At 65.5% G+C, this 19,051-nt stretch carries 13 protein-coding genes and 6 pseudogenes; 11 read left to right on the top strand and 8 right to left on the bottom strand.

Annotated elements, in window-relative coordinates; all coding sequences use genetic code 11:
- Positions 1-113: 113 nt before the first annotated feature.
- Positions 114-641: pseudogene (locus tag OXS27_RS23395) on the top strand (transposase); the annotation flags it as partial.
- Here the strand turns inward: OXS27_RS23395 and OXS27_RS23390 are convergent.
- Positions 639-953, bottom strand: a pseudogene (locus tag OXS27_RS23390) (integrase core domain-containing protein); the annotation flags it as partial. The pseudogenes OXS27_RS23395 and OXS27_RS23390 sit on opposite strands and share 3 nt — an antisense overlap.
- Positions 954-967: 14 nt before the next feature.
- On the opposite strand from OXS27_RS23390, the pseudogene OXS27_RS23385 reads away from it, so the two are divergent.
- A pseudogene (locus OXS27_RS23385) lies at positions 968-1,108 on the top strand (IS630 family transposase); the annotation flags it as partial.
- A gap of 25 nt (positions 1,109-1,133) precedes the next feature.
- Here the strand turns inward: OXS27_RS23385 and OXS27_RS23380 are convergent.
- Positions 1,134-2,050 (bottom strand): annotated as a pseudogene (locus OXS27_RS23380) (IS481 family transposase); the annotation flags it as partial.
- Between the two features lie 480 nt (positions 2,051-2,530).
- On the opposite strand from OXS27_RS23380, the gene OXS27_RS23375 reads away from it, so the two are divergent.
- Complete coding sequence (locus tag OXS27_RS23375; RefSeq protein ID WP_267358988.1) at positions 2,531-3,922, top strand: MFS transporter; 1,392 nt, start codon at positions 2,531-2,533, stop codon at positions 3,920-3,922.
- 90 nt (positions 3,923-4,012) lie between these two features.
- On the opposite strand, the gene OXS27_RS23370 is transcribed toward OXS27_RS23375, so the two are convergent.
- Positions 4,013-4,363: a hypothetical protein gene (locus OXS27_RS23370; protein WP_267358987.1), complete on the bottom strand. Its 351-nt coding sequence runs from the start codon at positions 4,361-4,363 to the stop codon at positions 4,013-4,015.
- A 503-nt stretch (positions 4,364-4,866) separates the two neighbouring features.
- A complete protein-coding gene (locus tag OXS27_RS23365; protein WP_267358985.1) occupies positions 4,867-5,172 on the bottom strand; it encodes a hypothetical protein in 306 nt (101 codons plus the stop codon).
- A gap of 133 nt (positions 5,173-5,305) precedes the next feature.
- Here OXS27_RS23365 and OXS27_RS23360 point away from each other — a divergent pair, with 133 nt between their 5' ends.
- Together OXS27_RS23360 and OXS27_RS23355 are read left to right on the top strand one after the other, a co-directional pair.
- On the top strand, positions 5,306-5,719 hold the full coding sequence (locus OXS27_RS23360) for an NUDIX hydrolase (protein ID WP_267358984.1): 414 nt from the start codon (positions 5,306-5,308) through the stop codon (positions 5,717-5,719).
- A gap of 48 nt (positions 5,720-5,767) precedes the next feature.
- Positions 5,768-6,130 (top strand): annotated as a pseudogene (locus OXS27_RS23355) (IS5/IS1182 family transposase); the annotation flags it as partial.
- A gap of 879 nt (positions 6,131-7,009) precedes the next feature.
- Here the strand turns inward: OXS27_RS23355 and OXS27_RS23350 are convergent.
- From OXS27_RS23350 to OXS27_RS23340, 3 genes and pseudogenes are all read right to left on the bottom strand, one after another.
- Entirely contained in the window at positions 7,010-7,681 is a 672-nt protein-coding gene (locus OXS27_RS23350; RefSeq protein WP_346733009.1) for a sugar transferase, read from the bottom strand.
- A gap of 1,189 nt (positions 7,682-8,870) precedes the next feature.
- Positions 8,871-10,844 (bottom strand): carbohydrate-binding domain-containing protein, encoded by a 1,974-nt coding sequence (locus OXS27_RS23345; protein WP_267358980.1) that lies wholly within the window; start codon positions 10,842-10,844, stop codon positions 8,871-8,873.
- A gap of 540 nt (positions 10,845-11,384) precedes the next feature.
- Positions 11,385-12,487, bottom strand: a pseudogene (locus OXS27_RS23340) (IS3 family transposase).
- A gap of 176 nt (positions 12,488-12,663) precedes the next feature.
- Between OXS27_RS23340 and OXS27_RS23335 the strand changes: the two are divergent.
- Positions 12,664-14,067 (top strand): ethanolamine ammonia-lyase subunit EutB, encoded by a 1,404-nt coding sequence (locus tag OXS27_RS23335; protein WP_267358978.1) that lies wholly within the window; start codon positions 12,664-12,666, stop codon positions 14,065-14,067.
- Positions 14,064-14,849, top strand: coding sequence for an ethanolamine ammonia-lyase subunit EutC (gene eutC, locus OXS27_RS23330; RefSeq protein WP_267358977.1), 786 nt, complete (start codon positions 14,064-14,066; stop codon positions 14,847-14,849). The genes OXS27_RS23335 and eutC overlap by 4 nt, the downstream gene beginning before the upstream one ends.
- Before the next feature lie 114 nt (positions 14,850-14,963).
- Here eutC and OXS27_RS23325 read toward each other — a convergent pair whose 3' ends face one another.
- Positions 14,964-15,206 carry a hypothetical protein gene (locus tag OXS27_RS23325; protein WP_267358975.1) on the bottom strand — a complete coding sequence of 81 codons (243 nt, stop codon included), beginning with the start codon at positions 15,204-15,206 and terminating at the stop codon, positions 14,964-14,966.
- Positions 15,207-15,277: 71 nt separating this feature from the next.
- On the opposite strand from OXS27_RS23325, the gene OXS27_RS23320 reads away from it, so the two are divergent.
- The 4 genes from OXS27_RS23320 (at position 15,278) to OXS27_RS23305 (ending at position 19,042) form a co-directional block, all read left to right on the top strand.
- Positions 15,278-15,952, top strand: a complete 675-nt coding sequence (locus OXS27_RS23320) for a helix-turn-helix domain-containing protein (RefSeq protein ID WP_267358973.1) — start codon at positions 15,278-15,280, stop codon at positions 15,950-15,952.
- A 103-nt stretch (positions 15,953-16,055) separates the two neighbouring features.
- Complete coding sequence (locus OXS27_RS23315) at positions 16,056-16,964, top strand: glutamine amidotransferase family protein (protein ID WP_267358971.1); 909 nt, start codon at positions 16,056-16,058, stop codon at positions 16,962-16,964.
- A gap of 48 nt (positions 16,965-17,012) precedes the next feature.
- The gene (locus OXS27_RS23310) at positions 17,013-17,699 is read left to right on the top strand and encodes a GXGXG domain-containing protein (protein ID WP_267358969.1); all 687 of its coding nucleotides are present in this window, start codon (positions 17,013-17,015) and stop codon (positions 17,697-17,699) included.
- Positions 17,700-17,713: 14 nt separating this feature from the next.
- Positions 17,714-19,042, top strand: coding sequence for an FMN-binding glutamate synthase family protein (locus tag OXS27_RS23305; RefSeq protein ID WP_243926255.1), 1,329 nt, complete (start codon positions 17,714-17,716; stop codon positions 19,040-19,042).
- Positions 19,043-19,051: the final 9 nt, after the last annotated feature.

The following is a 19,051-nucleotide window of genomic DNA, read 5'->3' as shown; positions in this document are numbered from 1 at the left end:
ACGGTGGAATGGCCGCGCCTTCTGGGCAGTCAGAAAGCTTAGCTCAACAACACCTAGGAGCCTGTTCGGGTAATCCGCTCGACGTCGGATCGAGAGGGTGATTCACGCGGCTCATGGCCAAGGTGTTTCGCTCCTGGGACGTCGATCTGGGCTGGCTGTTGCCGCCCTCGCTGCACGAATTCGTGCCACCCGGGCACATGGCGCACTTCATGCAAGATATGGTGCGAGAGACGCTCGATCTTTCGGCCATTCTCGACGCCTACTCGGAGGAGCGCGGCTACCTGCCATACCATACCGGCCTGATGGTGGCGCTGCTTCTCTACGGCTACAGCCGCGGCCTGTACTCCTCGCGTCAGTTCGCTCGCGCTTGTTAGGAGCGGGTCGACGTCATGGCTGTCACCGGCCTGAACCGGCCCGACTTCCGCGTCATTGCCGACTTCCGCAAGCGCCACCTCGCGATCCCGTCGGACCTTTTCGTACAAGTAATGCGCCTATGTTGAGCCGCCGGTCTGGTCGAGTTCGCTCACAAGGCGGCAGATGGCAGCAAGCTGAAGGCGAACGCCTCACGCCACAAAGCAATGAGCTACCGGTGGGTGAAGACGGCCGAGCCGACCCTGGCCGACGAGGCGGACGCTTGGCTAGGTGTATGGTCCTGGGATGAGGTGTAACGAACCGATCCTGAAGCGTTCTGGCTCTTTGGTCCAGACCTGAAGGACATGCTCGTAGGGCGCGAGGCCGCGCAGGGTCTTCAGCCGACGGGCATAGTTGTAGGCATCGACGAACAGCTGCAGATGCGCCCGGAGCTGTTCGTGGGTCTCGTAGTGGTAACGCTTGACCCTGGCGTCCTTGATGGTGCGGTTCATCCGCTCGACCCGACCATTGGTCCAGGGTTGGTTGGGTTTGGTCAGGCGATGCTCGATGCCGTGCTCGTGGCAAACGCGATCGAACATGTGCCGGCTGTAGAGGGCTGTCGGGCATCGCCGCGCCCTTCGTGCTCGACGGGCCGAACAACCGCGACGCCTTCCAAGCCTACGTCGATCAAGTCCTCGTGCCTGAACTCGCGCCCGGTGACATCGTGGTGATGGACAACCTCGGCAGCCATAAGGGTTGTCGTTTCCAAGGAGGTTGTCCTTGGGGAGCCTGCTTTTAGGCGGTTGTCCACCGAGTGCGGAGTGGGGTCTGCGGCTGTTGTAGTCGCACAGCCATGGGGTCATGGCGGCAGTGCGTTCCTGTGAAGAGGCGTAGGGGTGGCATAGAGCCACTCGCGCAAGGTGGTCTGGATGAAGCGCTCTGCCTTGCCGTTTGTGCTGGGCGTGTAGGGACGGGTGCGCTTGTGGGTGATTGCCCTGGCTGCAAGGGCATCGCGGAACAGGTGGCTTTTGTAGGACGAGCCGTTGTCGGTCATGACCCGCTCGACGGTGACGCCGACGCTGGCAAACCAAGCCAGCGCTCGCTCCAGGAAGGCGGTGGCGCTCACCTTTCTCTCGTCGGGCAGGATCTCGGTGTAGGCCAGGCGCGAGGCATCATCGATGACCACGTGCAGCGCCTCCCAGCTCATGCCGCGCTTGCTGCTCTGGGCGGTCCGGTCGCCGGTGATGCGGTGGCCGACGCCGTCGATGCGCCCGAGCTTCTTCGTGTCGAGGTGGAGCAACTCGCCCGGCTTGTCGCGCTCGTAGCGGATGACGGGCGGCTTGGGATCGAGGGCGGCGAGCCGGCCCAGGCCGAGGCGGCGCAGCACGAGGCCCACCGTGGACAGCGACAGGCGCGCCTGCCGGGCAATGGCTGGCCCGGACAGGCGCTCGCGGCGCAGCCGGGCGACCTCGGTGATCGCGGCGTCGTCCAGGCCCGTCGGTGAGGTGTGCGGGCACGACGAGCGATCCGCCAGACCCGCCGCCCCTTCGGCGGCGAAGCGGTCACGCCATTTGCGCCCCGTCTTTGGTGTGATCCCCAGTGCTGTGGCCACGGCACTCACCATCCAGCCCTGAACCAGCCGAGCAACGATCAGCTGTCGACTATGGGGCGGGGTGCGCGCATTCTGGTGGGCGTCCATCCGAGGCTCCGGATCCGGGGTTGCAGGCTTTGCAACCACAGCCGCGCCCGACACCCTCGGATGGACAACCTCCATAGCAATAACATCTCTCGGCCGTCATCGTGGCTGGAGCTGCATTGTGTGTGAGACGCCGATCCACCTCGTTTCTCAGCGAGATGAGCCTCCGGCCTGCATGGCCCGCCGCGCGGGGCTTTCTCGTTAACCGCAAGCCTGTATCGTGTTGTTGGATCCGGACTATGCCCCCTCAAAGTTGGGATCTGAAGAAGCCCGCCCGGCTCACCGCCGCGGCGGGCTTGCTTTTGCCCCACCGCTCACCCATCCAAGGTCATGCGCTTCGTCTGGCGGCGAACATTCAAAGACTTTGGGACGCCGCCGAAGGCGATCGGCCCGGGCGAGGACCGGATAGACAATCACGGCGCGTAGCGCCCGGTCGGGGATACCGGCCGGCGCTGAGACACAGGGTTCGAGGAAACCACGCTCTTGGTTGAGGCACGGGGGGGCCGGCCGGACGCGCCGGACGGGGCCGAGAATGGCCACGACGGCTCAGTCGCGGCGATCACGCAGCGCCTCGATGCTCTGCCGGTTACCCGTCTTCACTTAGCGATCCTCGCCGTCAGCACGCTCGGCCTGTTCGCGGATATCGCTGAGGTCGCCCTGAGCAACGCGCTGGCGGCCATCTTCCTCGCCCCGCCCCACAACCTGCCGCGCGGCAGCCTGTCCCTCCTGCTGGCCTCCGTGTTCGCCGGCGGGGCGGTCGGCGCGCCAGTCTTCGGCCTGCTGGGCGACCGCCTCGGGCGCAAGCGCGCGCTCCAGGCCTCCCTGGTGCTGATGGCGATCGGCTCGCTCGCCGCCGCGCTCAGCACAGGCCTCACGGCGCTCACGGTCGCGCGCGCGGTGTCAGGCTTCGCGATCGGCGGTTTTCCGCCCCTGGTGGCGACCCTCCTTGCCGAGGTGATGCCGCCCCGGCAGCGCGGCGCGATGCTGATGGTCTGCGCCGGGATCGGGTTCCTCGGCGGTTCGGCCGTCATCCTGCTGGTCCAGACCCTCGCGCCGGCGTCACCGCTCGGGATGGAGGCGTGGCGCTGGGCGCTGATCCTCGGGGCCGGCCTGGCGGCGCTCGCGGCCGCGCTGTTCGCGCTCCTGCCGGAATCGCCGCGCTGGCTCGCTGCGGCCGGGCGCCCCGTCGAGGCCCGGGAAGCCTGTCGGCGGTTCACGAATTCGGCACGCTCCCGACCGGCCGCGCCCGCCGGGGAGCCGCCAACGCCGCCCAAGGGCCGCGCGCCCGCCGACGAGCCGCCCGCGAGGCGCAGGATTGCCCTGTTCATCGCCCTCTACGCCCTCGCACCGTGGGCGACCCTGGGCTTCCCCCTGCTGAGCGCCGTCGTGCTCCTGGAGAAGGGCTTCAAGGTCGAGCAATCCCTGGTCTTCGCCGCCCTGTCGCTGCTGGGACCGCCGGTGGGAACGCTGCTCACGGCCATGGTGGTCGATCGACTGGAACGGCGCGCCAGCCTCGCCGTCCTCGCCGGGACGATGGCGGGCGTGGGCACGGCCTTCGCCGCGAGCACCGGGTTCGTCACCCTGGTCCTGCTCGGCATCGCGTTCAACACGGCGGCGGCGATCTACGGGGCGATCCTGTCGATCTACGCCACGGAACTGCTGCCGACGCGGCGGCGGGCGTCGATCCTGACCTGCGCCTGGGCGGGGGGGCGGATCGCCTCCGCGCTGGCTCCCTTCGTCCTGTTGCCGGCGCTCACGGCCTACGGCCCGCACGGGATGTTCGCGGTCATCACGGCGGTTCTCGTGGCGAGCGCCGCACTCCTGATCGGCGGCCCGCGGGGCCTGTCCGGCCAGCCCGTCGCGCACACCCCGTGAACGTCCGTAAATAACAATAGTGGCATTGCCGGTTCGTCAACCGGTCAACGCGGCAACCGCCGCTCCGTGGCCGCGCCCTCGGAAACGGCCCTAGTCGGCGGGGTCCGCCTCATCCACCGCATCCCGGCGCGACGGGTGGGACACCCGCGTCCGCTTCCCCGGGGAGGTCGGTCCACAGCCCGCGCAGATCGAGCCCATCGACTGCTTGAGCTTCGAGTCCCGCTTCCGATCGGTGTCGGCCGTCTTGGCCGCGTTGGCATCGAACCGTTTGCGGGTGGCCTCGAGATCGACGGGTGCGGTCGGATCGGGCACCATTGGATCGGGCGCAGCGGCCGGGCGTGGCTGACGCATGGGCGTCGCGGGCGGCATCGCCTGCGCGAGGCAGGCGCTGCCGGTCAGGCAGAGAAGTGCGAGAGCTGCGGCGGTGCGTTGCGGGCCCATGAAGTTCCCCCGGGGAATAAAATCGGCCCCATCACCGGGCGAACGACGAGCACCGACGAGGTCGCCAACCTCAGACCTGGTCGGTGCGCTGTACCACCGAGCGACAGGGTCAACAACCGGTTGGCCCCAGGAGGGGGTCTAGCACGCCTCACGCGTGTGCTGTGGACGTCGGATGGGCTGGTACTGAACGCATCCCTGTGCCATCAGACGGCCAGCCGCAAGCGTGTGGAGCGCCTGATGCGTCGCCGTGGTTCCGAGCTCTAGCGGGGCGTCGGTTTGAGCCATGCACAACCGACAGCCGTCACTGCTTGCCGATCGTACCGAACCTCTTGGAGTGCCAGTTCCCGGCTGCGGCGCCCAACACGGTCTGGATGACAGGCCTTATCTACCTACCGACGGAAGAGGGCTTACTCTACCTGGCTGCCGCGCTCGATCTGCCAAACTACTAGATCCTCAGATGGTCCATGCACGATCACATGCGGACTGAGCTGACGTCGGCCGCCCTAATCATTGCAATGCAACGACAGCAATGCAGAGCCAGACTCATCAGCCATTCCGGCCGCGGCAGGCAATACTCTACCGAGGCCCATGGCAAATAGCTCGTCGACAGGAAGGCGATGCACTCCATGACTCGGAACCGCTACTGATGCGACAATGCCGCGATGGAAAGCTTCTTCCATTCCATCTCGATCAAACTCGTACACCAGCGCCTCCGGATGACCCAGGATGACGCTCGACGGTGCGCGTTCGCCGAAATCGAAGGCCACTACAATCAATAGCGTTTCCTCCAGCCGCTGATTATAAATCATGCATGAGTTCGGATATCGGCCTGGCGCAAAGTATGCCGGAAATGAGAAGGTTAGACGATAAGTGACTTTGCTAAATCGATGCTACCAAATCGCGCTATGGTGCGCCTTCCAGGCTTTACGGGTGGTGTGGTTCGTGCGTCGGCCGAACCAGCACGGCGCGCTCGTGTTGGTCTGGTTTAATGATCGTGTCCTGCTGATTCGCAACTCCTACCAGCCGCGCTGGTCGGCGCCTGGTGGTTCTGTCGAGGGGGGGGAGAGCACGTTTGAAGCGGCGACGCGCGAGGTGGACGAAGAGATTGGTATCCAAATCGGAGTAGATGATCTCACGTTCGTTCGCGATATCACATTCAATTTCCGATACCGGCATGATCGAATCAGCCTCTTCGAATGGCATCCCACCAAAATGCCGCCAGTCGGGATGGACAAGCGTGAGATTGTAGAAGCGAGGTGGTTCGATCTGGAAGAGACGAGGCGGCTTTGGCTTCTCCCTCACTTAGAAGACTATTTTAGTCAATTAGCTCAGCCGCCCGATGTCGATCGAGTCTAAAGCTTCTAGCATGGTCATCATCGGATGGAATGGCTCGGGCTTGGCAGTACCAACGTCTTCGGTCGTCCCGGCGTCCTTTCTTTGGCCCCTAGTGATGCCTGCAACGTGAGACCGCCCCTGCCGTGCTGGCCGAGGCGCTGGGCTAGATCCACCGCTTGGCCTCAGACAAGGGCTACGACGCCGATTGATGGCGCGATGACCTGCGGGGGCGCGGTGTGACACCGGTCATTCCTGGCAAACGCGGCCGGGAAAGGGGGATCCGTCACGACAAGCGCCGCTGTTGAGAGCGCTCGCGCATCGACGCGATCCTCAGCCGCCCGAAAGTTTTCCGCCGCATCGCCCTACCGCTACGACAAGTTGGCGCCCAACTACGACTCGGCGGCCGGACTCGGGATCGTCATCGCCTTCTGGTTCCGATCGAGTCGAAAAACTCGGTGGCGGCGCCTCAAGCGTCGTCCAGGGGCCGGAGGAAAATTGGTCTCTCACGCCGCTGCAATCCCACACGCAGCGCATTCTAACCCATCCGATAGCACGACCATCCCCGGTCGATGGCACGTACGGCACTGTCTCGATCCAGGCCCAGATTCAAAAATCGATTTCGTCCAGAGTCTGGACAGTAACTACGAATTTGAAAGAGTAATGCCGGGCTAGCTGAGCACATTTTTGCTGCACCTGATGCGTAGCATAACTGCCCGGTTTGAGTGGACAGGCGCCTCGATTAAGCGCGTGGATTTGCGGCATATTCCCTGGCCGAGATGGGCCATTAGGTTTGGGCTGCAATCAGCTCGTTCCGCACCTGGCGGACATCTCTGTGCCTCAAATGGCGGGCGCGCACTGATGCGGCTCGCAAATGCCACTCACATGAGTTAGAGTTTATCAAGGTCTTGGCAATAAAACGACTGAACGCCTGGGTCGAGGAGCCGGATTGTGAACTGGACCGCTGTACTGCTTGCCGCCTACGTCGCCGGTCTCGTCGAATTCTGGCGCCTTTGTGATGCCGCTCCGTCTGCTGAAGATCCGGGCCACACGGCGGTCTGACACGTCTCAGCGTCACTTAAAGCTGCTACGTCTCGCTCTTACGATATTGCACCAACGCATTGGACGCCCGGCACCAGATACGATCTGGTAACAAGTACGCTTAACCTGCCGCCATCATGCCGTGAACTGTCATTTAGAAGAGATCGGCACCTAGCGGCAAGTTCCGGTTTGGAGTTAAGCCCGGCCCGACATAGTCACACTAAAGTGCATTGTCGTCCTCCATGGCGGAGCCCTTCCAGAGCGTCTACACGATTACTTGCTGCCGCGCTGGGCCAGCACCGCCGGGATGGTGCGCAGCATGATCGCGATGTCCCGGCGCAGGCTCCAGCGGCTGGCATAGTCCAGATCCAGCGCCACGCGCTCGGCGTAGCTCGTGTCCGAGCGGCCCGACACCTGCCACAGCCCGGTCACCCCGGGGGGCACGGCAAAGCAGGTCTGGAACGCCCGGCCGTAGCGGGCGACCTCGGCCGGCACGATCGGGCGGGGCCCGACCAGGCTCATCTCGCCGCGCAGCACGTTCCAGAGCTGAGGCAGCTCATCGAGCGAGGTCTTGCGCAGCACCTGCCCGATCGGGGTGATGCGCGGGTCGTTGCTGAGCTTGTGCGTGGCGGCCCATTCGGCCCGGGCCCGCGGGTCGGCGGCCAGATGGGCGGCCAGCACCGCCTCGCCGTCGGTGACCATGGAGCGGAACTTGAGGCAGCCGAAGGAGCGGCCGTCGCGGCCCAGGCGCATGTGGCGGAAGATCGGGGCGCGGCCATCGCCGGCCCAGACCAGCAGAGCGATCAGCAGCAGAAGCGGCAGCAGCAGGAACAGGGCGGTGACGGCCACGCCGACGTCGAGGCCGCGCTTGGCCGCCCAGTCCAGGCGCAGGCCGCGCGGTACCGACGGCTTCATAGGCAGAATGGTATCGACACTCGCTTCCATCCCCTTGATCGCCTGATCTGAAGCCTGTCCGGCCATAGCAGTGATGGCACCATTGCTGAGCGCACGCAGCACTGCGAGATCACCGATGGCATCTTGGTCAGCTGCGCTTTGCGACATGAACTCCTCTTCTGAGCATGAGTGGCCGCAGCGGTTAATCCTGCTCGGTTAATAAATTCTTAATTTCGATCTCTCTTAAATCATAACGCTTATCGCAATGCCAGTCCTGCAGTTCAGCATAGCAATAATATAGTTAATGTTGAGGAGTATGTTATTAGTAAGGCCTTGTTGATCCGGCTGGTCGGCCGCGTATCTCATCAGGTGCGTGAAAACTACTTAGTCGCCAGCTGGATCGGCGCCTAGGTCGCGTCCGACGGGTGTTTGTCATGCGTGTCGTGCGCATCTGAAACAGTCAAGGCGGCCAAGCTCGATCAAGCAGCGGTGGCACGAGCAGCATCGGCACAGAGTAAGGATAGAACATCTATGCCAAGCACCCCTGTAGTAGTTCAGCCTCAACGCGCCAATCATAGCATTCCATGCCCTTATCGAGCCCACGCTGCGCCGTCCAAAGCCTTGACTTTGGCGTGCCTGTTGGCGGCCTCGATCGCGGTTTCCAGGAGGATGCCTGGAGACGAGGCCCACTGCTTGACCAGGCCCTAATTTCAAACCCGGGCCACTGGATGGGGCAGGCGACTTAAACAGTCCGTGCTGAGCTCTACGATAGCTCAACTGACCGGCGTGACGATCGGATTTCTTGGGGATGATGGGCCGCGAACATCAATAGGCATCGATCCACGCGCTTTTGATGAACGCTTCCAAGTCAATATCGGGCCGGAATTATTGCGCAGTTTCACGAATATTTGTGATCAGAGGCGATGCCGATCGGTCTCCTGGCATGCGACGGTAACCGACGATCAGGCGTTGTCCTTCGCTGTGACTCAACCGCGACGGTGCAAGGGCCTGAAATTGCCGACCGAGGTTGCGACCGCGGGGGAGGCCCTAAATCGCACCCGCAGAATCGATCGACCGTGGGGCTTAGAGGAGCGTGGGACCGGTCGGGTATGGATCAGCGTGAATACCGCGACCGAACCGCATGGGGCGCTATGCCAATGCCCGATTTCCGCTCAGGCAGCCGAACCAGCACCGGCAATTCGTCCTTCGCCCAATAATCCTACCCAGCCCACGCTGCGCCTCACATCGTGTGAACGCCGCCCGTCAAGTGATGCGTATCGAGGGTAAAGATCAGGCTGGCGTCGGCCACCGTCAGACCAGCCGCGGTCGTTTCGTGGACGGTAACCGTATGCTGGCCGTCCGAGCTGCCGTCGGTGGCTAGGATCGGCGCCGTTGTGGTGAACGCCCCATTGTCGAGCCTGTAATGCAACGTGTCCCCGCTCACGGACGGCGTATAGGTGATCAGACCGTCGTTGGTAATATGAGTGCCGCCTGTTCCTGTGTCGTGCGTGAGCGCGACGGTCGGAGCAGCCAGGGCGGCAGCCGCACCCGTCTGCGTAATGGCACTTGTGGTGGCTACGCCCGACGCGCCAGTGCCCGTGTTCGTTCCCGGGACGGCGAACTGCTGGGGCCCGGGGTTGAGGAAGGTCAGGCCGCTGTTGGCGACGGCGGCGCCGTTGTAGCTGGCCGCATCCACGTACAGGTTGCGGTCGTTGCCCGGGCCGTCATAGGCGTCGTTGAGGAAGTTGAGGCTGACCGTGTGCGGCCCGGCGCCGAAGTTGCCCTGCACGGTGAGCGTATCGTCCAGCGCGGTCGAGCCGGCGACGTGGGCGGCGTGCGCGGTCAGGGTCCCGCCGACCTGCTGGCCGTCGACCGAGACCGTGTACTGCGCGTCGCCCTTGTAGGCGTCCTCGCTGAGCTTCAGCACCAGCTTGTCCGGGCCGGTGCCCACCGTGGTCGCCACTGGAGCACTGGTGCCCGGCGCGTTTGTGCTGGATCCGGTCGCGCCAGACACCTGAATGATGAACGGATGGTCTGCGACGGACAGAGAAACGCTGGATACATCGTGCAAAATCTGCACAGGAGTCGTGCCACCCACCGGATCAAAGACCTGCACGGTCGAAAAGGTTTGGTCCAATTGGACTGTGATTGGGCTTGATACTGCGGATATCGGCTGATGTGTCTGCTCATTCCAAATATCAGGCTCGTTCCAGAGCACGATCTGGTAGGAGCTGTCAGATTTTTGCATGAGGAGACTATTCGCTGAACTCGGCATCCCACTCAGCGAATAGACGAGTCCTCCGGGATTGAATTGTGATGCGTTCGATCCCGGATCGCTGAGGATTGTTGTCAAATTATGCAACGCCGTCGCGGCAGGTTTCGGCGTGTTGTCTAGATGGAAAAGGCCAAAATGATTCTCGATATTCGTATTTTGTGGATCTGAATAGGCATCAAGTAGTTGATAAAGATATATTTTAGACGGACCAAGCTGTGCGGCGTCCAAAACACTGTTCAGAATCAGCTTGGCCTGAGTATTTTCATCGACTCCTTCCCATTTATTGGCTATTCCCGCCGTGATCGAGGTTTGATAGCCCAGCTCTGTAATTGCAATTGGTTTTCCGGGGTCGATGGACAAAACAGAGGCGTCGGCGCCACTGATATCACCGCCAGGCTGACCGCCAATTTTGTTATAGAGATGGATATTGTTCATATCCGAGGCGGTTTTCGGGGCAGGGAAATCAGTGAAGCTTAGTACGGGTATGTCTTTAAGGATCGGATCGGCCTTCACGGCAGTATAGAGGTCCTGCTGATAAGCTTGAGCGGCCGCAGTCCCGGTCAGGCCATGATACGTTACCGGGAAGTTGTTCACCTCATTCGGCCCCTCGATCCCGGTGACCGAGCCGGGGTGAGCAACGACGAACGCGTGGATCTGTTTGACAGCATCTACGGGATTGACCGAGCCTTGCACGATGAAGTCGAACTTCATTCCGGCCTGCGCGGCAGCGGCAAGATTGTTCTGCCCCGCTATAGCTGCGTCCTGCCCCGCTGTCGCCGCGTTCGGCGCCGCGTCGCGAAGGTTTCTTATTCCAAGATATTGGACATCGCTTAAATCCTGAGCGATATTTGCATACTGACCATCGTTATAAATAATATGAGTGTTGACGCCGAGCTTGCCTACGATATCAGCAGCGCGCACCGCGGATTGAACAGTCATTGGTCTTTTCCGGATCCGGTGATCGGGTCATGCCATACTGGCATGAAAGGACGCGACCATGGCGCAATCATGCCGTTCGTTCTATAGTATTTCTATTGATTGCTTATCTTCAGCGAACCTGACGATGTGCCTGGGCATCGATGAGGACGGGACCTGACGCACTGCCACCCAAAAACACTCTCGATCAATACTACAGCGCCGGCCGGCAGCCGTCGTAGACTTCGTTCCGCGCGGCCACGATGTGGGCCGCCTCAGACCGCCGCCTCGATCGCGGGACGCAGACCCGCGTTCTGGATGCCGAACCGCGCCATCAGCCTGTGAGTGACCTGTGGCGAAGGTCGATCGCTGTTCTATTGGCGGTCGTGAGCGTAATGGTCGGTCAACGATATGCACATTCTGAGTTTGGCGATGAAATGATTAACGATTTCTAAACAAGAACGGGTTATGGCCTGCACGATGTGACCCTGACCCACCAAACTGGTCCACACCGAGGGTCAGTTCATGGGCATCTTGGAGTTGACCCCGTTTGTGATCCACGGCCTATGCAAGTTCTCGGGCTGTGACAGCTTGCTTGGCGAAGGCTCGGGGCGTCGAGCCGCCCAGGGCCGTGTGAGGTCGATCTTCGTTGTCGTGGCACCTCCAGTCCTCGATGCGCTCACGGGCATCAGCCAGCGACAGGAACCACGAGGCGTTCAAGCACTCCGCTCGAAGACGGCCGTTGAACGACTCGATATAGGCGTTGTCGGTCGGCTTGCCCGGTCGGAAGAAGTCGATCTCGCCCCCGTTCGGGTAGGCCCATTGGTCGAGCATGCGCCCGGCGACCTCCGGCCCGTTGTCCACCCGTAAGCTCTTGGGTCGACCTCGCAGCCGGACCAAGGCGTCCAGAGCCTCGGTCACCTGGAAGGCGCGGAAGTTGGCTCTCGGTGTCAGTGAGAGCGCCTCTCGCGTGTGGCAATCGACGACCGTCAGGATCCGGAACGGGCGCCCGTGGGACAGGCGGTCGGACATGAAGTCCGTGGCCCAGACCTCGTTGGGTCCACCGATCGCCGGTCGTCCCTGGCGATAGCGCCAGGCTCGCTTGCGCTTGGGCCGCTTGGACCGGATCGACAGCCCCTCGTCGCGGTAGATCCGGTAGGTGCGCTTATGGTTCACGGCCCAGCCCTCCCGTCGTAACAGGATGTGCAGCCGCCGGTAGCCGTAGCGCACCCGTGCGACAGCCAACTCCTTCACCGCATCCGCACGCGGCCTGAGGGTCCGAGCGCTTCCTGTAGCGCTGGGACGAACGGCCGAGCCCGGTAGCCAGACAGGCCCAACGCTCGCTGATCCCATAAGCCACCTGCAGGTGACCAGCGACCTCACGGCGAGCGGCAGGCCTAACCGCTTTCGTTTGAGGACGTCTCGGCACGCATGGAGCGGTCCAGCGTCAGGTCGGCGACCAGCCGCTTGAGCTTGCTGTTCTCGTCCTCCAGTTGCTTGAGCCGTCGGATCTCCGGCACGCCCATGCCGACGAACTGCTTCTTCCAGCGATAAAAGGTCGGCTCGGATACACCCATCTTCCGGCAGATCTCGTCCACCGTCGCGCCGTTCTGCGCCTGTCGCAGGGCGAAGGCGATCTGTTCGTTCGCGAAGCGTTTGCGGGGCATGGCATCCTCCCACCTTCAGGGCTCAGGATGCCCGAAAAACTTGCGCTCAGCGCGGACCCGTTCGCTGGGGCAGGGTCAGTATGCGGACTTTGACCCCGCTGATGACGCGCGACGGCCCTCGCAATCGGGCCGGACCGGTATACCTGACACCGAACAGCTCGCCCGGAGCGCCGGCCATGGCATACGCGACGACGATCGAAGGCACGCGCTTCACCTTTCCCGATCTGCGCAGCCTGCTGGCCAAGGCGACGCCGGAGCGGTCCGGCGACCAGCTCGCCGGGCTCTGCGCCGAGGGTCCGGTGGAACGGCTGGCGGCGCAGATCGCCCTGGCCGACCTGCCGCTGAAGACCTTCCTGGCCGAGGAGCTGATCCCCTCGGAGAAGGACGAGGTCTCGGACCTCATCGCCCGCCGGCACGACGGACAAGCCTTCGCGCCGGTGGCGGCGCTGACGGTGGGCGCTTTTCGGGAATGGCTCCTCTCCCCGGCGGCCGATGCGGCGGCGCTGGTGGCCCTCGCCCCCGGTTTGACGCCCGAGATGGTGGCGGCCGTCTCAAAAATCTGCCGGCTGCAGGATCTCGTGGCGATCGCCGCCAAGCGGCCGGTGGTGACGCGCTTCCGCTCGACGATCGGCCTGCCCGGCCGGCTCGCGACTCGCAACCAGCCGAACCACCCGACCGATTCCTCGGCCGGCATCCTGATCTCGGCCCTGGACGGCCTGCTGATGGGCTCGGGCGACGCGGTGATCGGGGTGAATCCGGCCACGGATTCGCTGCCGGACTACATCCGCATCGTCGAGCTTTTGGAGACCCTGCGCCTGCGCCTGAACGTGCCGACCCAGCATTGCTGCCTCGGCCACGTCACGGTGGCGATCGACGCGATGGCGAAGGGCGCGCCGGTGGATCTCGTGTTCCAGTCGGTGGCGGGCTCGCAGAAGGCCAATGCCGGCTTCGGCGTCGATCTCGCCGTGCTGCGCGAGGCCTCCGAGGCGGCCCGCGCACTCGGCCGCTGCCCGGAGGGTGGGCAGTTCATGTACTTCGAGACCGGCCAGGGCTCGGCCCTCTCGGCCGATGCCCATTGGGGCGTCGACCAGCAGACCATTGAGGCCCGCGCCTACGCGGTGGCACGGGAATTCGATCCGCTCCTCGTCAACACGGTCGTGGGCTTCATCGGGCCGGAGTATCTCTACAACGGCAAGCAGATCATCCGGGCCGGGCTGGAGGACCATTTCTGCGGCAAGCTGCTCGGCCTGCCGATGGGGGTGGACGTCTGCTACACCAACCACGCCGATGCCGACGGCGAGGACATGGACGCCCTGCTGACCCTGCTCTGCGCGGCGGGCGTCAACTTCGTCATCACGGTGCCGGGGGCGGACGATGTGATGCTGAACTACCAGTCCCTCTCCCACCACGATGCGGTCTTCGCCCGCGAGACCCTGGGCCGCCCGCCGGCCCCGGAATTCGAAGCGTGGCTGCGCGAGGTCCGCATCACGGACGTGCAGGGCCGGCTCGCCAACGCGCCGGGCGAATTGCCACCGGCTCTGGCCGAGGCGTCGCGCCTCCTGCCGGGGCGGGCGGCATGAGCGCGCCCACGGAGCCCAAACGCGCCGGACCCCCATCGCTGCGCGACCTGCGCGCGCTGACGCAGGCCCGCATCGCGCTGGGCGCCCACGGCGCCGGCCTGCCGACCGGGGCGGCTCTCGCTTTCGGGCTGGACCATGCCCGGGCCCGCGAGGCGGTCTGGACGCCCCTCGACGCCGAGGCGATCCGCGAGGCCCTGCGGGCCGAGGGGCTCGAATCGGTCGAACTCTGCGCCAATGTCGCCGACCGGGCGGAATACCTGCGCCGGCCGGACCGGGGCCGCACGCTGCACCCGGATTCGGAGGGGGCCCTCGACGGGCTCGGCCAGGGCTTCGACGTCGCCCTGGTGATCGCCGACGGGCTCTCGGCCACGGCGGTCGCGCTCAACGCGGTGCCGACCGCCGCCGCGCTCGCCGCGCGGGCGGCCCAAGCCGGCTGGAGCCTTGCCCCCGTCGCGGTGGTGCAGCAGGGCCGGGTCGCGATCGGCGATCCGATCGGCGCCCGCCTGAAGGCGCGCTGCGTCGTCGTGCTGATCGGCGAGCGGCCGGGCCTGTCCGCCTCCGACAGCCTCGGCTGCTACATCACCTTCGCGCCGGAACCGGGCTTGCCGGATTCCCGGCGCAACTGCATCTCGAACATCCGGCAGGACGGGCTCGCGGTCGAGGCGGCCACCGACCAGATGGAGGCCCTGCTGCGGGCCATGATGGCGCAGGGGACCAGCGGCGTCGGCCTGCGCCGCGACAGCCTCGTGAGCCCGCCGGCGCCGACGCTCCCGAAGGCGTAGGGCGCGCTCCCGCGCGGTGCATCCCGTTGTGGTTTCGAAAGGGCGAGCCCTTTCGCGGGTCCAGGGCAGAGCCCTGGTGCCGGACTTTGTCCGGTGTCGGGCACGGCCCGAACCTCAGGGGCTCCGCCCCCGAACCCCGCCAGAGGGCTGAAGCCCTTTGGAAACCCGGGATCCGGGCAGGGATCTGGACAGCCGTGTCGGCAGATCGGTGAGGCGCAGGGCCCGGGACAGGGCATCGACCAGCGCGGTCAGGAGCGCCGTGGCGACGATCAGCACCACGGCGACCTCCAGGTGCAGCTTGGAGATCGCGGCATCGATGGAGAAGCCCAGCGTCGCGACCTCAAGGTTGACAGACACGGGACGCCGCGGCAGGGCGCCCCGAAGTCCGCGCGGCCGGAGCCCGCGATCGGCTGAGGAGAGGACCCGCCATGCCGTCAGGCTCTTCGAACCGGGCGGCGGGGCGGGCGGGGGAACCCCTCCTGTCGCAGGATCCGCACGCCGTCCGCGAGCCGCGCGAGAACAACCTCGAACGGGCGATCGGCCACGCGGTGCGGGAGCGCCGGAAGCAGCTGGGCCTCACCTCCGCCGACCTCGCCGCCGCCACCGGCCTGTCGCCCGGCATGCTGTCGAAGATCGAGAACGGCAACATCTCGCCGTCGCTGACGACGCTGCAGGCGCTCGCGCAGGCGCTCGGCATGCCGATCACCGGTTTCTTCCGGCGCTACGAGGAGGTCCGCAACGCGGTCTTCGTCAAGGCCGGCGAGGGGATCGAGCTGGAGCGGCGCGGAACACGGGCGGGGCACCAGTACAACCTGCTCGGGCACATCCACGAGAATACCAGCGGGGTCACGGTCGAGCCGTACCTGATCACGCTCACCACCGATTCGGACGTGTTCCCGACCTTCCAGCACGCGGGCCTGGAGTTCCTCTACATGCTCGAGGGCGAGGTGCTGTACCGGCACGGCAACCGGCACTTTCACATGCGGCCGGGCGACAGCCTGTTCTTCGACGCCGACGCCCCGCACGGGCCGTCGGAACTGCTCGTGCTGCCGGCCCGCTACCTGTCGATCATCGCCTATCCGCAGGCGGCCAGTCTCGACTGAGCGACCGCACCGCGTTCCTGAGAAGAAATTTTATTTCTTGCTGGTTGATTTCAGCGGTGAGGGCCGCCTATGCTCCGGGCGTACCCGAAACGGAGGTGGTGCCATGTGCGGCATCGTCGGATTGTTCCTGAAGGACCCGGCCCTGGAGCCGCAGCTCGGTGCGCTGCTCGCCGACATGCTCGTGACCATGACGGATCGCGGGCCGGATTCGGCGGGCTTGGCGATCTACGGGTCGCCGACGCCCGGCCAGTCGAAGATCACCGTGCAATCGGCTCAGGCCCTGGTGGATTTCCCCGCCCTGGAGCAGCGCCTCGCGGAGGTGTCCGGCGGCTCGGCGCGGGTGACGGTGAAGAGCTCGCACGCGGTGATCACCGTGGCGACCGACCGCCTCGCAGCGACGCGGAGCGCGCTGAAGGGCCTTTCGCCCGATCTGCGTGTGATGGGCGCGGGCGAGAGCGTCGAGATCTACAAGGAGGTCGGCCTGCCGAAAGACGTGGTCGCACGCTTCGGCATCGCCGGAATGGCGGGCACCCACGGCATCGGCCACACCCGGATGGCAACGGAATCGGCCGTGACCACGATGGGCGCGCACCCGTTCTCCACGGGCGCCGACCAGTGCCTCGTCCATAACGGCTCGCTGTCGAACCACAACAACCTGCGCCGGAGCCTCGCCCGCGACGGCATGGTGTTCGAGACCCAGAACGATTCCGAGGTCGCTGCCGCCTATCTCACCACCGTGATGGCGCAGGGCCGGGACCTCGGCGCGGCGCTCGCTGGGGCGCTCGAGGATCTCGACGGGTTCTTCACCTTCGTGGTCGGCACACGCTCCGGCTTCGGGGTGCTGCGCGATCCGATCGCCTGCAAGCCGGCGATCATGGCCGAGACCGAGCGCTACGTCGCCTTCGGCTCGGAATACCGGGCGCTCGTGGGCCTGCCGGGGATCGAATCCGCGCGCGTTTGGGAGCCCGAGCCGGCGACCGTCTACTTCTGGGACCAGCGGCAGGCCGCCTGAGCCGCCCCGCTTCCCGCCCATCACGGATCTCGTCCACAGATCTCGCCCATGCCCGTCTTCGATCTGGCGGCGACGCCCCTGCGCGCCCTGAACCAGGCCCTCCACGGCGTCGCTCCGGGCGCCAACGACACCGCCTTCGAGGTGCTGAACCCGCGGGGCCAGCACGCGGTGGCAGTCGGGATCGACGGGCCCGTCAGCGTCACGGTGCGCGGCTCGGTCGGCTATTACTGCGCCGGCATGAACGACGGCGGCACCGTTACGGTGCAGGGCTCGGCGGGCCCCGGCGTCGCCGAGAACATGATGTCCGGCACCGTCGTGATCGAGGGCGACGCCTCGCAATATGCCGGCGCCACCGGGCGCGGCGGCCTCCTCGTCATCAAGGGCAACGCGGCCTCGCGCTGTGGCATCTCCATGAAGGGGATCGACATCGTCGTGCACGGCTCGATCGGGCACATGTCGGCCTTCATGGGCCAGTCCGGCTCCCTGGTGGTGCTGGGCGATGCCGGCGAGGCTCTGGGGGACTCGCTCTACGAGGCGAAGCTGTTCGTCCGCGGCAGCGTGAAGAGCCTCGGCGCCGACTGCATCGAGAAGCCGATGCGCCCCGAGCACGTGGAGCACCTCGCGGCCCTGCTCGACCGGGCCGGGGTCACGGACGTGCGGCCCGAGGCGTTCCGGCGCTACGGCTCGGCCCGCACGCTCTACAGCTTCAACGTCGACAACGCCGACGCCTACTGAGCGGGAGACCGGGCATGACCTACCAGAACCCGCCGATGCCGCCGCGCAAGTCGGCGACCTTCGACGACCACACCCTGGCGGAGATCCGCCGGGCCGCGGCCACCGGCATCTACGACATCCGCGGCGGCGGCACGAAGCGCAAGCTCCCGCATCTCGACGACCTGCTGTTCCTCGGCGCCTCGATGTCGCGCTATCCCCTGGAGGGCTACCGGGAAACCTGCGGGACCGGCGTCACCCTCGGCACACGCTTTGCGAAGAAGCCGATCGCGTTGAAGATCCCGATCACCATCGCCGGCATGAGCTTCGGATCCCTCTCCGCCAACGCCAAGGAGGCGCTGGGCCGCGGCGCGAGCCTGGCCGGCACCTCCACCACCACCGGCGACGGCGGCATGACCGATGAGGAGCGCGGCCATTCCGAGATCCTCGTCTACCAGTACCTGCCCTCCCGCTACGGCATGAACCCGCGCGACCTCCGGCGCGCCGATGCCATCGAGGTGGTGGTCGGCCAGGGCGCCAAGCCCGGCGGCGGCGGCATGCTGCTCGGCCAGAAGATCTCCGACCGCGTCGCCGCCATGCGCGATCTGCCCCAGGGCATCGACCAGCGCTCCGCCTGCCGCCACCCGGACTGGACCGGACCGGACGACCTCGAGATCAAGATCGGCGAGTTGCGCGAGATCACCGACTGGGAAAAGCCGATCTACGTGAAGGTCGGCGGCGCGCGGCCCTATTACGATACCGCGCTCGCCGCGAAGGCCGGCGCCGACGTCGTCGTGCTCGACGGCATGCAGGGCGGCACGGCGGCGACCCAGGACGTGTTCATCGAGCATGTCGGCCAGCCGACGCTGGCCTGCATCCGGCCCGCCGTGCAGGCGCTGCAGGATCTCGGCCTGCACCGGAGCGTGCAACTCGTGATCTCCGGCGGCATCCGCTCGGGCGCCGACGTCGCCAAGGCGATCGCGCTGGGGGCCGACGCAGTCTCGATCGGTACCGCGGCGCTCGTCGCCATCGGCGACAACGACCCGGCCTACGAGGAGGAGTACCGCAAGCTCGGCTCCACCGCGGGCGCCTACGACGACTGGCACGAGGGCCGCGACCCCGCGGGCATCACCACGCAGGATCCCGAACTGGCGGCCCGCCTCGACCCGGTGCGCGCCGGCCGGAAGCTCGCCAACTACCTGAAGGTCATGACCCTGGAGGCGCAGACGATCGCGCGCGCCTGCGGCCACAACCACCTGCACAATCTGGAGCCCGAGGACCTCGTGGCGCTGACCCTGGAGGCCGCCGCCATGGCCCGCGTGCCGCTGGCCGGGACCGACTGGTACCCGGGCAAAGCGGGCTTCTAGGCCCTTCAA

This window comes from Methylobacterium sp. GC_Met_3, assembly GCF_026540775.1.
GTDB lineage: Bacteria > Pseudomonadota > Alphaproteobacteria > Rhizobiales > Beijerinckiaceae > Methylobacterium.
Note: the sequence above shows the minus strand (reverse complement) of the source record. Positions and strands in the feature narration are given on the sequence as shown.

What these genes read in the sequence shown, in the direction of transcription:
- OXS27_RS23370 (WP_267358987.1), bottom strand. Translation starts at nt 4,363, where the DNA reads ATGGGCCCGCAACGCACCGCCGCAGCTCTCGCACTTCTCTGCCTGACC.
- OXS27_RS23365 (WP_267358985.1), bottom strand. Translation starts at nt 5,172, where the DNA reads ATGATTTATAATCAGCGGCTGGAGGAAACGCTATTGATTGTAGTGGCC.
- OXS27_RS23350 (WP_346733009.1), bottom strand. Translation starts at nt 7,681, where the DNA reads ATGGAAGCGAGTGTCGATACCATTCTGCCTATGAAGCCGTCGGTACCG.
- OXS27_RS23345 (WP_267358980.1), bottom strand. Translation starts at nt 10,844, where the DNA reads ATGACTGTTCAATCCGCGGTGCGCGCTGCTGATATCGTAGGCAAGCTC.
- OXS27_RS23335 (WP_267358978.1), top strand. Translation starts at nt 12,664, where the DNA reads ATGGCATACGCGACGACGATCGAAGGCACGCGCTTCACCTTTCCCGAT.
- eutC (WP_267358977.1), top strand. Translation starts at nt 14,064, where the DNA reads ATGAGCGCGCCCACGGAGCCCAAACGCGCCGGACCCCCATCGCTGCGC.
- OXS27_RS23320 (WP_267358973.1), top strand. Translation starts at nt 15,278, where the DNA reads ATGCCGTCAGGCTCTTCGAACCGGGCGGCGGGGCGGGCGGGGGAACCC.
- OXS27_RS23315 (WP_267358971.1), top strand. Translation starts at nt 16,056, where the DNA reads ATGTGCGGCATCGTCGGATTGTTCCTGAAGGACCCGGCCCTGGAGCCG.
- OXS27_RS23310 (WP_267358969.1), top strand. Translation starts at nt 17,013, where the DNA reads ATGCCCGTCTTCGATCTGGCGGCGACGCCCCTGCGCGCCCTGAACCAG.
- OXS27_RS23305 (WP_243926255.1), top strand. Translation starts at nt 17,714, where the DNA reads ATGACCTACCAGAACCCGCCGATGCCGCCGCGCAAGTCGGCGACCTTC.